Source organism: Paenibacillus sp. MSJ-34, from assembly GCF_018918005.1.
Taxonomy (GTDB): domain Bacteria; phylum Bacillota; class Bacilli; order Paenibacillales; family Paenibacillaceae; genus MSJ-34.
This window is the reverse complement of the sequence record NZ_JAHLPR010000039.1, coordinates 61,061-73,934: the sequence shown is the minus strand read 5'-3', so window position 1 is coordinate 73,934 and position 12,874 is coordinate 61,061. Positions and strand designations below refer to the sequence as shown.

10 protein-coding genes are annotated in these 12,874 nt (G+C 53.5%); 9 read left to right on the top strand and 1 reads right to left on the bottom strand.

Annotated features, from left to right (window positions below; genetic code table 11):
• The first annotated feature begins 134 nt into the window (after positions 1 to 134).
• Both KQI79_RS19795 and KQI79_RS19790 read left to right on the top strand, forming a co-directional pair.
• Complete coding sequence (locus tag KQI79_RS19795; protein WP_216540028.1) at positions 135 to 1,037, top strand: pseudouridine-5'-phosphate glycosidase; 903 nt, start codon at positions 135 to 137, stop codon at positions 1,035 to 1,037.
• On the top strand, positions 1,034 to 1,903 hold the full coding sequence (locus KQI79_RS19790; protein ID WP_216540027.1) for a carbohydrate kinase family protein: 870 nt from the start codon (positions 1,034 to 1,036) through the stop codon (positions 1,901 to 1,903). The genes KQI79_RS19795 and KQI79_RS19790 overlap by 4 nt, the downstream gene beginning before the upstream one ends.
• A 592-nt stretch (positions 1,904 to 2,495) precedes the next feature.
• Here the strand turns inward: KQI79_RS19790 and KQI79_RS19785 are convergent.
• On the bottom strand, positions 2,496 to 4,286 hold the full coding sequence (locus tag KQI79_RS19785) for an Rqc2 family fibronectin-binding protein (RefSeq protein WP_216540026.1): 1,791 nt from the start codon (positions 4,284 to 4,286) through the stop codon (positions 2,496 to 2,498).
• Between the two features lie 493 nt (positions 4,287 to 4,779).
• On the opposite strand from KQI79_RS19785, the gene KQI79_RS28335 reads away from it, so the two are divergent.
• The 7 genes from KQI79_RS28335 to rpoZ all read left to right on the top strand — a co-directional run bounded on the left by KQI79_RS28335 (position 4,780) and on the right by rpoZ (position 12,837).
• A complete protein-coding gene (locus KQI79_RS28335; RefSeq protein ID WP_216540025.1) occupies positions 4,780 to 5,736 on the top strand; it encodes a protease complex subunit PrcB family protein in 957 nt (318 codons plus the stop codon).
• A gap of 199 nt (positions 5,737 to 5,935) precedes the next feature.
• Positions 5,936 to 8,725 carry a calcium-translocating P-type ATPase, SERCA-type gene (locus tag KQI79_RS19775; RefSeq protein WP_216540024.1) on the top strand — a complete coding sequence of 930 codons (2,790 nt, stop codon included), beginning with the start codon at positions 5,936 to 5,938 and terminating at the stop codon, positions 8,723 to 8,725.
• 169 nt (positions 8,726 to 8,894) lie between these two features.
• Positions 8,895 to 10,823: a bifunctional homocysteine S-methyltransferase/methylenetetrahydrofolate reductase gene (locus tag KQI79_RS19770; protein ID WP_216540023.1), complete on the top strand. Its 1,929-nt coding sequence runs from the start codon at positions 8,895 to 8,897 to the stop codon at positions 10,821 to 10,823.
• Positions 10,824 to 10,852: 29 nt separating this feature from the next.
• Positions 10,853 to 11,737, top strand: a complete 885-nt coding sequence (locus KQI79_RS19765; RefSeq protein ID WP_216540022.1) for a YicC/YloC family endoribonuclease — start codon at positions 10,853 to 10,855, stop codon at positions 11,735 to 11,737.
• 28 nt (positions 11,738 to 11,765) lie between these two features.
• The gene (remA, locus tag KQI79_RS19760) at positions 11,766 to 12,026 is read left to right on the top strand and encodes an extracellular matrix/biofilm regulator RemA (RefSeq protein WP_005548256.1); all 261 of its coding nucleotides are present in this window, start codon (positions 11,766 to 11,768) and stop codon (positions 12,024 to 12,026) included.
• A 14-nt stretch (positions 12,027 to 12,040) separates the two neighbouring features.
• Entirely contained in the window at positions 12,041 to 12,613 is a 573-nt protein-coding gene (gene gmk, locus KQI79_RS19755; RefSeq protein WP_216540021.1) for a guanylate kinase, read from the top strand.
• 23 nt (positions 12,614 to 12,636) lie between these two features.
• The gene (gene rpoZ / locus KQI79_RS19750) at positions 12,637 to 12,837 is read left to right on the top strand and encodes a DNA-directed RNA polymerase subunit omega (protein WP_216540020.1); all 201 of its coding nucleotides are present in this window, start codon (positions 12,637 to 12,639) and stop codon (positions 12,835 to 12,837) included.
• The last annotated feature ends 37 nt before the right edge of the window (positions 12,838 to 12,874 follow it).

Sequence of the window (12,874 nt, the reverse complement as noted above, 5' to 3'; positions counted from 1 at the left end):
ATTCCGGAAAGTCCAGTCCCAAATTTATTTTTCAAAGATCAACTGGAAATTTTGAAGGCGGCCGCCAGTCCCCTAGGGGACTGGAAGTAAACTCAAAACTGCCTTCAAGAAATACTATATGAGGAGGAATTGACATGAGTTTTCTGAAAATCAACGAAGAGGTACAGCAAGCATTAGCGGCATCCAAGCCGATTGTGGCATTGGAATCGACGATCATTTCCCACGGTATGCCTTATCCGGACAATGTGAAAATGGCGCTGGACGTTGAGGAGCTCATCCGCGAACAAGGCGCGGTGCCGGCAACGATCGCCATTATGGACGGCAAAATTTGCATCGGCTTGTCCAAAGAAGAAATCGAGCGTTTGGGTACGGACCAGAACGTATTTAAAGCGAGCATCCGCGATTTCCCGCGCGTATTGTCCGGCAATTTGATCGGCGCGACGACGGTGGCGGCGACCGCTTATGCAGCCAACTTGGCCGGCATTCGCTTCTTCGCGACAGGCGGACTGGGCGGCGTACATCGCGGGGTAAACGAATCGTACGATATTTCGGCCGATTTGACGCTGCTCGCCGACTGCCCGATCTGCATCGTCAGCTCCGGCGTGAAATCGATTCTCGATATTCCGAAAACGATCGAATATTTGGAAACGCTGGGCGTGCCTGTGTACGGCTACGAAACGGATCGCTATCCCGGATTTTATGTGCGCGATTCGGGGCATTCCGTCGAGAAAATCGAATTGAACGAATTGGTTGATTTGCTGAAAGTAAGAGACGAGATGAAATTCCGCTATGCGGTATCCGTCGCCGTGCCGATTCCGGAAGAAGCGGAGCTTGATCCGCAATTGGTGGAAACGACGATCACCGAAGCTTTGAAAGAAGCCGAGCAAAAAGGCATTTCCGGCAAGCCGGTTACGCCGTTCCTGCTGTCGAAAATTAAAGAAACGACAGGAGGCAAGAGCCTGGATTCGAATATTAAGCTGATGAAAAATAATGCGAAAACCGCTGCGAAAATCGCGGTTGCTTTCCATGGCGTATGATTACCGTAATTGGCGATTTGCTTGTCGATATTTTGGTGACGAAGGAAGCGACGAAATTCGGAACGGATACGGACGGATCGATTGAAGTTTGTGCGGGCGGGCAAGCGAACAATGTCGCCTATTGGTCGGCGCGGGACGGATCGGAGACCCGGCTGATCGGCAAAGTGGGCGACGACGTGTTCGGCACGTTCTTAATCGATACAGTGCGGAAGCAGGGAACCGCCGGCGGCATCGCAGTCGATCCGCATGCGCCGACCGGGAAAATCGTCGTGCTTATTGACAGCGAGACCGGCGAGCGCTCGATGATTCCGGACCGCGGAGCCAATTTGCTGCTGTCGGAAAGCGATATTACCGGCATCGAGGACAGCGATTTGCTGTACTTGTCAGGCTATAGCCTGTTCGTGGATCAGCCGCGCCAAGCGGTCGAGCATGCCAAGCGCATCGCTGTTTCCCGCAACATTCCGATTGCGCTCGATCCGAGTTCTACCCATTTCCTGGAGGGAAGGAAGGAAGAATTTCTGCGGTTTTTGGAAGGCGTTACGTTTCTGTTCCCGAACTACGACGAGGGCGTGTTTTTGACAGGGGAAACGGAGCCTCATAAAATTTTGGCCGCATTAAAAACGTATGTCCCTTACCCTGTCCTGAAATTGGGAGCCGACGGCTGCCTCATGTTCGATAATGAATTATGCGTGCAAATTCCGGCGCCGAAAGTGAAGGCGATCGACGCTACCGGAGCGGGGGATTCGTTCACCGGAACGTTTCTAAGCACGTATGTGCGGACCGGCGACCCGACCCGCGCGGCGGAAAAGGCGATTCAAATTTCGTCCAAAGTCGTGACGCAAATCGGCGCGCGGCCGATGTTTTAACCATAGGAAAGGCTGTTTCTACGTCAATTTGACGAAGAGACAGCCTTTTTTGGCATTCGGCAGCCGGAAACCGCCCCCGGCGGGCTTTTTCCTCCCCGGTTCTTTTATTACTCGACTAACATCCATTCTGGTGCACAGTAACCGCAATGGTTCGCTAGCGTGCATTAAATTTTCTAACTGGGATGCGGTGCCAAGCAAATATAACGGATTTCCGAGGTCTTATTTTTTAAATCCCAGTCGAATATTTGGAATTAACGGATTTTCGAACCGTTAACATGGCGCGATCGGCCTGAGAATCCCTGGTGTTGTTAGTTTCGACAAAAATAGAACCCTCAAATCCGCTAACTCCGCCATAACAGCGTTATTGGATCGAATAAGGCCTCCAAAATCCGTTAAACTTTGTTCATCCCAATCGGAATCGTCGGCTTGAAACGCAATAAAACATTCGATGCAAACGCTCGTGGCAATGATTCGTTTCATCGACCTCGTATCCCATTGTTTACGGTCATCCGGGCTGAAATAGCTGGAAAATTGCAGCTGCTCGGGCGAAATTCGCATTTACATTGCGGGGAGAGCATCCATAGCCCCCGTTTTAATTATTTTTCAGCGTGCTCGGCATGCTTTTTATTTTTTGCTCGTCCGGCGTAATATAGAGCGTTTTTTGGTTTTCATAGATGACGAAGCCCGGCTTGGCGCCGTTTGGCTTGCGGACATGGCGGATCAGCGTGTAATCCACCGGAACCATGCTCGATTGCTTCGCCTGGCTGAAGTAGGCGGCAAGCTGCGCCGCTTCTTCCAGCGTCGCGTCGCTGTAATCGGTGCCGCGGATGACGACATGCGAACCCGGAATGTCTTTCGTATGCAGCCATGTATCCGACGGGTTGGCGAGGCGATTCGTTACATATTCGTTTTGAATATTGTTTTTGCCCACATAGATCGGGATTCCTTCCGACGAGGTGAAGCATTGGACGGTCGGTTTGTCCGATTTTTTCTTTTTGCGCGTTTTTTTCGCGCGATCGCGCAAATAGCCTTGCTCGATCAATTCCTCGCGAATTTCGTCAATATCGTGCAGCGACGCTTGTTCCAATTGCTGCAGGAGCGATTCGAAGTAACGGATTTCCTCCTGCGCCATGTCCATTTGCTGCTCGATTACGGCTAAGCTATTTTTATATTTGTTATATTTTTTTAAATAGCGTTGCGCGTTCTCGGACGGTGACAGCAGCGGATCGAGGGCGATCCGGATCGGGCGTTGTTCTTCGTCGTAATAATTGACGACCTCGATTTCTTTTTGCCCGCGTTCGATTTGATGAATCGAAGCAAACAGCAATTCCCCCGCAATGCGGTATTGATCGGCGTCTTTCGCTTCCTCCAACGATTCGCGCAGCTTGTCGATTTTTTTGACGTTTTTGTTCTTCTCGTTCTGCACGAATCGAATTAAGTCGCCGACCCGCTGCTTCACGGTATCTCTCAACGCCTTATCCCCGTAGAAGGCTTCCATGCAAGCGCTGATCGTATCGAACGTTTGCAGCTTGCCTTCGATTGCGGTCAAGGCAACGGCGGAGAAGAACGTCTTGCCCTTCTCGTTCTCCGCAAGGGTCGGCGCGTAGCGGTTGTCGCGGACGTCTTGCATCAGCGCGGCGAAAGCGCGCCATAAACTCGCAAGTCCGGATATCGCCGAAGCGGGCGCTTCCTGGCGGCTGCGATATTCGATTTCCCGGGCGATCAGCGGGCTTAACCCGCTGAAGCGGTCGACCAGCGTATGCGCGATATCGGTCTCCCGGGCCGCCGCGGGTTCTTCCCCGTTTGCGGCGTCCGGCTCGGCAGCCGCAGTCATAATGGCTGCAAACTCGTCCTCCGCCACTTCCAACGGATGCCGTTTATGCTGTTGCGGCGGCGCGACGTAGCCGAACCCGGGCATGACGATGCGGTAGCTGCTAATAGCGGGCGTCACGTGATGGATTCCGTCCACAATCGTGCCGGTCGGCGGATCGGTTAGAATGATGTTGCTGTGCCTTCCCATCAGTTCGATTACGATTCTTTTGACCGATATGTCGCCTAGTTCGTCGCGCTGCCGCACTTCGATATGAATGATTCGTTCCATCTCGATTTGGCGCACCGATTCGATGACGGCTCCTTCGCAATGTTTGCGCATCAGCATACAGAACATCGGCGCTTCCTGCGGATTGAGAAATTGCTGTTGCGTCAAATGGACGCGGGGGTAGGTTGGATTCGCCGACAATAGCAGCTTCACGTTCTCCCCTTGCGAACGAAGCTGAAATACGAGGTCATGCTCGGTCGGTTGATAAATTTTATTAATACGGCTGCCGACGCAGCGCTGCAGCTCTGCGACGACGGCTCTCGTTACGATTCCGTCTAATGCCATATCATTATCTCCATTTCGCCATTTCGTCTATTTTCTAATGATGCCATACTTTCGGAAAAAATTTAAGTGCAAAAACTCATTCGCGTTGCAATAGGCTTTTACAGACCTTTCGTGCAGATCAAGCTTTTTTCGGCCGTTTGTGAAAATCCCCCTCGTTCAGAAGCGAAGCACCATGAGAATTTTGCATCCTAAATACCGTTATGAGACTGGGGTTATTGTGCCGGACACTGTTTCAGCCTGCTGAGCGAGGGGGATTTCGACAAAAGGGGTTTGCCGTATCCGCAGATCTGTGAACGAACCGGTTGAACCTGTCCGTAAATGACTTGTTGCCGGAAGCGCGGCAAAACGCTCAATGCAACGCTAGCGGCAAAAATCGGATTCCGGCTTATTCATAAGGAGGCGAAACTTCCGTCGGCTCTCGCTTGAGCCATGCAACAATATGGCAATCGTTTCCGTTCATTACATAAAACCTATTTCAGAAAGAAGGGATACCGTGAAAAAACGATGGGTGTACGGTCTGCTGCCGGTCGCCGGCGTGCTGGCCTTGCAGTTTGCCCTCTATTCCGAGGCGAAAGGCGTGAAGGTCGATTTCGAACAATCGGTGCGTGTTGTCGAAGGAGACGCTGCCGGAATACCGGCCAAAAAGACGGTGCGTATAGAACTACCGGACAAATGGGAGCGTTACTCCGATTTCGAAGCGCTAAAACATGCGAAGCAAGCGGAAGTTTACGTCCCCGGCGAACTGCCCGCAGGGTACCGGCTTCAATATGTGGAAGCGCAGGGCGCAACCTTTAGAGGGATCTATACGAACGAAAACGAAACGCAAACGCTCCTCTTCTCCCAAAGTCCTGCAGAACGCGATGCGCCGGATCGGGAAGGCGAGTGGAGCCGGCAAGGAAACGAAACCAAGCTGACTTGGTCCTCGGCGGGGCACCGATTTGAACTGTCGGCATCCGGCCTCGAACGGCAGGATTTCATTCGATTCCAAAACTCTTTGCGCTTGCTTCGGAATATGTCGGGCATTATGACGCTTCCTTTCGAAGTGATTGCCGAAGCGAATCTAACGGATGCAAGCCGCGGCCAAAAAGACCGCAGTTTCACGCTGTTTACTCCGCAAACATGGAAGGAGTTTGTCCGCAAGCAGCGCGACAAGGTCGAAGAGAAACGGGAAGCGGCGAAGGACGAGCTTCTGATCGGGCTGTTCGCGGGCGAAAAAGGAAGCAGCGGCTACAGTATCGCGGCATCCAGTGTGACGATGCAAGACGGACGGATCACGGTTATGTTCCATGAATTGCAGCCGCTGCCCGATATGGATTACTTGACGGTATTGACGTATCCGTTTCAGGTGATCAAAGTCGACATTCCGTCCGGATACCCGGTCACTTCGGTTCAATTCGTAACCGGGAACGGGGAAGCCATTGCCAACTTGGCCGTCCCGCCAAACGAATAACGATGCGATTCGCCCCCGGTCGCTTTCGGTTTGAGCGCTTCGAAAAAATTTGCCTCGCTGGAGGAGCCCAATTTGGGATATTTTACGGCTTGTCAGAATACATTTACCCTAGGTGTCTGTCCAAGGATGCTTTTGTCCGGCTTGGCGGATGCCGATCCTAATGATCAATCAATGCGGAAGCGGGAGGGGTAATCGGAGCATGGAACGTAAAAATTGGCACCAGATGGATACACTGGAGCTGCAGCAGACGCTGGATGTCACCGGACAGGGGCTTTTGTCCGAGGAAGCGCGCAAGCGCTACGAGCGATTCGGGCCGAATGAACTGTCGGAAGGGGAAAAGATCTCCCCGATTACGCTGTTGTTGAATCAATTTAAAGATTTTATGATTCTTGTGCTGGTGGGGGCGACGCTCATCTCGGGGTTGCTCGGCGAATATTTGGATGCGATTACGATTATCGCGATTATCGTACTGAACGCGATTCTCGGGTTTATACAAGAATTTCGCGCGGAGCGTTCGCTTCGCGCATTGAAACAATTATCCGCTCCAACCGCCAAAGTGTTGCGGGACGGGGAAGTGCGGCAAATTCAGGCGAGCATGCTCGTTCCGGGCGACGTCGTTCTGCTGGAGAGCGGGGACCGGATTCCGGCCGACATCCGTTTTATCGAAACGAACAGTTGCTATGTCGAAGAATCGGCGTTGACGGGAGAGTCGGTTCCCGTGAGCAAACATTGCGAGCGAATCGACGAAGCGGACGTTCCGCTCGGCGATATGAAAAATTTAGGCTTTATGGGTACGATGATGACGCGCGGCACGGGCAAAGGCATCGTCGTTCGAACCGGCATGGATACGGAAATGGGCAAAATCGCGGGATTGATCCAAAGCACCGAGTCGGCGGAGACGCCGCTGCAGCGCCGTTTGGAACAGCTTGGCAAAATATTGATTGTCGTCGCTCTCGGCTTGACGGTCATGGTTGTCGTCGCCGGGATATTGCACGGGCAACCGGCGTACGGCATGTTTCTGGCCGGCGTTAGCCTTGCGGTTGCCGCCATACCCGAAGGGTTGCCGGCGATCGTCACGATCGCGCTCGCGCTCGGCGTACAGCGGATGATTAAGCGCAAGGCGATTGTCAGGAAGCTGCCTTCCGTCGAAACGTTGGGATGCGCCTCCGTCATCTGTTCGGACAAAACGGGCACGCTGACGCAAAACAAAATGACGGTCACCCGTCTGTGGCTAGGCGGCCGCAATTTGGAAGTGACGGGGGAAGGATACGAACCGTTCGGGCAAATTCTGGACGACGGCAAACCGGTGGAGCTGAAAAACGATCAGGCGCTGCGCCGGTTGCTGCAAGTTGGCGCCTTGTGCAACAACGCTTCGATCTATGAAACCTTCCCCGAAGAACAACGCAAGAAAAAAGCGAAGGAAGAGCTGAAATCGACATGGGAGCTGAAGGGAGACCCGACGGAAGGCGCGCTTGTCGCGCTGGCGGCCAAAATGGGGATGACGGCGCAGTCTCTCGGCGCCATGTATGTGCGGGAACGGGAATTTCCGTTCGATTCGGAACGGAAGCGAATGTCGGTGCTGGTGAAGCATCAGGGCGGACGTTTAATCTGTACGAAAGGCGCGCCCGACGTGATGCTCGAACAATGCGCCTATATGCTATGGGACGGCAAAGTCGTGCCTTTTACGGCAACGCTGAAGCAGAAGGTGCTTGCGGCGAACGAGGCGATGGCGAAATCGGCATTGCGCGTTCTCGGGATGGCGTACCGCGATTTGAAGCCGACCGATCCGTGCAATACGGACGAGTATGTGGAGAAGCAGCTCGTCTTCGTCGGCCTGACAGGCATGATCGACCCGCCGCGCCGGGAGGTGCGCGATGCGATCGCAACTTGCCGCCGCGCCGGCATCAAGACGGTCATGATTACCGGAGATCATCAAACGACGGCCGAAGCGATCGCCGGACAGCTCGGCATTATGCCGCGCGGCGGGCAGGCGCTCTCCGGCCAGCAATTGTCGGCCATGACGGACGATCAACTCGACCAGCATGTCGAGCGCGTGTACGTCTACGCCCGCGTATCGCCGGAGCATAAGCTCAGAATCGTCAAATCGCTGCAGCGCGGCGGGCATGTCGTTGCGATGACCGGCGACGGGGTCAACGACGCTCCCGCCATCAAAGCGGCCGATATCGGCATTGCGATGGGGATTACGGGCACGGACGTATCCAAGGAAGCTTCGTCGCTTGTGCTTAGCGACGACAATTTCTCCACGATCGTGGCGGCGATTGAGGAAGGCCGCGGCATATACGAGAATATCCGCAAATTTATTCGCTATTTGCTGGCCTCCAACGTCGGGGAAATATTGACGATGTTTCTCGCGATGATGATGGGATTCCCGCTGCCGCTCGTTCCGATTCAAATATTGTGGGTCAATTTGGTGACCGACGGTTTGCCTGCGATGGCGCTCGGCGTCGACCAGGCCGAGAAAGATTTGATGGAGCAAAAGCCGCGCGGCGCCAAGGAAAATATTTTTGCCAGAAGGCTCGGGTGGAAAATTATTAGCCGCGGCGTATTGATCGGCATTTGCACGCTCGCCGCCTTTTGGCTGACGCTGCGGGTCGATCCGCAAAGCGCCGCGCAGCTGACGCTGGCGCAAACGGTCGCTTTCGCCACGCTTGTCATGGCGCAATTGATTCATGTATTCGACTGCCGCAGCTCCCGTTCCATTTTCCATCGCAACCTGTTTCAAAACCGCTATCTCGTATTGTCCGTCATATCTTCCGTTTTGCTGCTGCTTGCCGTCATCTATATCGAACCGCTTCAGCCGATATTCAAGACGGTTTCGTTAGGCATGCGGGAATGGGCGATTACGTTCGTCATGGCAGGCATTCCGACTTTCGTGATGGGAATCGGCAGCGTGCTGTCCGACGGCAAATCGAAACGTTCGAAGCCGGGCCGTCCGATGATTGGAAGCACGAACGTTCGGGCTTCATAATTGTATAAAGACTTGCCTCGATAATGCCGATCATCCCGTCGCCACGCGTACAACGTGGGGCGGGATGTTCGCGTTCGGTCGGTTTTGTGAAAATAGGTTCAAAACTCTTATGTTTCGGCCCGATTTATGATAAAGTATTATGGATAGCTTGCTTAAGGATGGGATGGAGATGAAAACGGATTTCCGCGAAGCGTTGCGGCAACAAGTTCTTGTCGGCGACGGAGCGATGGGGACTTACTTATATCAAATGGGTTTTCCGGTGGGCATTTCGTATGAAGAATTGAATTTGCTTCGTCCCGAGGTCATCGCGGACGTGCATAAACAATATGTGGATGCGGGAGCCCTCCTGATCGAAACGAATACGTTCTCTGCCAATCGGGATAAGCTCTCCAAATACGGCTTGGAAGGCAAGGTGGAGGAAATTAACCGTGCCGGGGCGAGAATCGCCCGTCAGGCCGCCGGCGATCAAGCCTATGTCGTCGGGGCGGTCGGCTCGATCCGCGCCGGCAAGCGGAAAAACATATCCGATGCCGAGCTTGCGCTCAATTTCGAGCAGCATATAAGCGCCTTGCTGGAAGAAGATGTGGACGGCATTTTGCTGGAAACGTTTTACGATTTGGAAGAATTGCAGCTTGCGCTGCGCGAAGTGCGGAAACGAAGCCCGCTTCCGGTTATATGCCAGTTTGCGGTGGAAGACGGGGGCAGAACGTTGGACGGCCGGACGCTGGTCGAATCGTTCCGCGTGCTGGCGGGCGAAGGAGCGGATGTGATCGGATTCAACTGCCGCACGGGTCCGAACGGCATAATGCGTTCGATCCAAACCTTGCAAGGAGGAGCGGGAGTCCCGTTATCCGTATTTCCAAATGCAGGTATTCCCGATTATATAGATGGAAAATATGAATATATGGCCACTCCGGAATATTTCGCGGAATTCGCTTTGAAATTTGCCGCCGGCGGCGCGCGAATTATCGGCGGATGCTGCGGCACCACGCCGAAGCATATCGCGGCGATGGCAGGAGCGCTTGCCGGCTATGTGCCGGAAACGGCGGCGTATGAGTCCGGCGCGGCGGCGGCAACGATCGCGCCGGTTGCGGAACCGGCGCAAGCGGAAAGCTTGGCCGTGGAGGGAAGCCGGACGGACGCCGATGCGGCCCAATCCGGCGGCGCAAGCCGCGAGCCTTCGCTGGTTGACCTCGTGCGGAGCCGCCATACGGTCATCGTAGAGCTCGATCCGCCGCGCGATCTCGATATTACGAAATTTATGAACGGGGCGCGGGCGCTGAGGGACGTGCAGGCGGACGCGCTCACGCTCGCCGACAATTCGCTCGCGGTTACCCGCATGAGCAACATGGCGCTCGGATTGAAGGTTAAGGACGAAATCGGGCTGCGCCCGCTCGTCCATATCGCCTGCCGCGACCGCAACTTGATCGGCACGCAATCCCATATGATGGGGCTCGACGCGCTCGGTATCGATCATGTGCTTGCGGTGACGGGAGATCCCGCCCGGTTCGGGGATTTGCCGGGTTCCAGCTCGGTATACGACCTGAGCTCGTTCGAAATTATTCGGATGATCAAACAATTGAACGAAGGGATCGCGTTCTCGGGCAAACCGTTGAAACAAAAGGCGAAGTTCGTCGTCGGCGCGGCTTTGAATCCGAATGTGAAAAATTTGGATAAAGCGGTTCAACGGATGGAGAAAAAAATCGAGGCCGGCGCGGACTATATTATGACGCAGCCGGTATACGATCCCGAGTTAATCGTCAAAATTTACGAGTCGACCAAACATTTGAGCATTCCGATTTTTATCGGCATCATGCCGCTGGCCAGCGGGAGAAACGCCGAATATTTGCATAATGAAGTGCCCGGCATCCAACTATCCGACGAAGTCCGCAAACGAATGGCCGGACTCGAAGGGGAGGAAGGGCGCAAAGTAGGAGTTGAAATCGCGAAGCAATTGCTGGATACGGCGGTCCGATATTTTAACGGCATTTATTTGATTACTCCATTCATGTTTTACGAGATGACCGTCCAGTTAACGCAATATGTGAGAGAAAAAGCGGCCCGCCCGGATTCCCACTTGTGTCGGTTACCGGAATGAATTAAAATAGTGTAATGGATGTGGTTTCCATGGTACGAAGCATGACCGGATACGGTCATTCCGCCAACCATTTCGGCGGATATAAAGTGCAAATCGAGATCAAATCGGTCAACCATCGTTACAGTGAAATCGTCGTGCGGATGCCCAGGGAATGGACTTGCTTCGAAGATGCGATGAAACGCGCCGTCCAACAGCGCATTAAGCGCGGACGGGTCGATATTTTTATCCATCGGGAACGCGAAGGAGAGGGCGGGTCCGCCGTCGATATTCAATGGCCGATGGTCGAAGCGTATATGCAGGCGGCGGATCGGCTGAGGAACCGTTACGGCTTGACCGATCCGGTAAGGCTGCAGGATATATTGCAACTGCCCGACGTCATCGCGATGCGCGATGAAGCGACGCTGTCCGAGGAAGAGATGGAGAAGGAACTGCTTGCGGGGCTTCGCGAAGCGCTTGACGGGCTTTGCCGTATGCGGGCGCGCGAGGGTGAGCATCTTGCCCGGGACATCATGGACCGGCTCTTGTACTTGGAGTCGATCCACGCCGAAATGGCGGGTCTCGCTCCGACGGTCGTCGAGGAATACCGCACGAAGCTGAAGCAGAAGCTGGAAGATTTGCAAGACTCCGCTTTTACAATCGACGAATATAAATTCGGAATGGAAGTCGCTCTATTTGCCGAACGCTCCAATATCGACGAAGAGTTGACACGGCTGCGCAGCCATTTCGAACAATGCAGGCAACTGCTGCAATCCGAAGATCCGGTCGGGCGCAAACTCGATTTTCTCATTCAAGAGATGAACCGGGAAGTGAATACGATTGGCTCCAAAGCCAATCATTTGGCGCTTGTGAACCGTGTCGTAGACATGAAAGCCGAACTGGAAAAGATTCGCGAGCAAGTGGCTAACATGGAATAAAGGAACTTTTATAGGGGGAACCAAAAAAATGGCAATCAAACTGATTAACATCGGTTTCGGCAACATCGTGTCAGCGAATCGAATCATTTCAATCGTAAGCCCGGAATCCGCACCGATCAAAAGAATCATTCAAGAGGCGCGCGATCGCCATATGCTGATTGACGCTACTTACGGGCGCCGTACACGAGCGGTTATTATTACCGACAGCGATCATGTCATTTTATCCGCGGTTCAACCCGAAACGGTTGCGCATCGCTTATCGACGAAAGATGACGACAACGACGAATAAAGATGGAGAAGATTATGAGATCAGGTTTGTTAATTGTTTTGTCCGGTCCTTCCGGCGTCGGCAAAGGCACGGTATGCGGCGCGCTGCGCAAGAGAAGCTCCGAGCTCGTCTACTCGGTTTCCGCTACGACGCGCCAGCCGCGGCTTGGCGAAGAGGACGGCGTGAATTATTTCTTTAAGACGAGGGAACAGTTTCTTGACATGATCGAACGGGACGAGCTGTTGGAATATGCGGAATACGTAGGCAACTACTACGGAACGCCCCGCCGGTTCGTCGAGCAGACGCTCGCTCAAGGCAAAGATATCATTCTGGAAATCGAAGTGCAGGGAGCCTTGAAAGTAAAAGAAACATTTCCGCAGGGCATCTTTATATTTTTATTGCCTCCTTCCATGGACGAATTGAAAGATCGGATTAAAGGCCGGGGAACGGAGAACGATTCCGTGATCGATCACCGCATGTCCGTCGCGGTCGATGAAATCAATCTGATGAAACATTACGATTACGCGGTCGTCAACGATGAAATCGAGAAGGCGTGCGATCGGATCCAGGCGATTATCGTGGCGGAACATTGCAAAATTGTGAAATAGATTTGGAAAAGGAGTGGTAATTCGTGTTGTATCCGTCCATAGACGAAATGATGAACAAAGTAGACAGCAAATATTCGCTCGTTGTAGCGGCATCCCGCAGAGCCAGACAGCTTAGAGACGGGGAGAAAAGCGAACTGCGCAACCCGAAATCCCATAAGTTCGTAGGCGTCGCGTTAGAGGAAATTTACGGCGATTTGGTGCAGATCGACCGAAGCAAGCAATAAACGATTCGTAGATGATCATTGCTCTGACAACCGAAAG

Excerpts from the sequence above, each read along its gene's own strand:
- KQI79_RS19795 (WP_216540028.1), top strand. The coding sequence starts at position 135 with ATGAGTTTTCTGAAAATCAACGAAGAGGTACAGCAAGCATTAGCGGCA.
- KQI79_RS19790 (WP_216540027.1), top strand. The coding sequence starts at position 1,034 with ATGATTACCGTAATTGGCGATTTGCTTGTCGATATTTTGGTGACGAAG.
- KQI79_RS19785 (WP_216540026.1), bottom strand. The coding sequence starts at position 4,286 with ATGGCATTAGACGGAATCGTAACGAGAGCCGTCGTCGCAGAGCTGCAG.
- KQI79_RS19775 (WP_216540024.1), top strand. The coding sequence starts at position 5,936 with ATGGAACGTAAAAATTGGCACCAGATGGATACACTGGAGCTGCAGCAG.
- KQI79_RS19770 (WP_216540023.1), top strand. The coding sequence starts at position 8,895 with ATGAAAACGGATTTCCGCGAAGCGTTGCGGCAACAAGTTCTTGTCGGC.
- KQI79_RS19765 (WP_216540022.1), top strand. The coding sequence starts at position 10,853 with ATGGTACGAAGCATGACCGGATACGGTCATTCCGCCAACCATTTCGGC.
- remA (WP_005548256.1), top strand. The coding sequence starts at position 11,766 with ATGGCAATCAAACTGATTAACATCGGTTTCGGCAACATCGTGTCAGCG.
- gmk (WP_216540021.1), top strand. The coding sequence starts at position 12,041 with ATGAGATCAGGTTTGTTAATTGTTTTGTCCGGTCCTTCCGGCGTCGGC.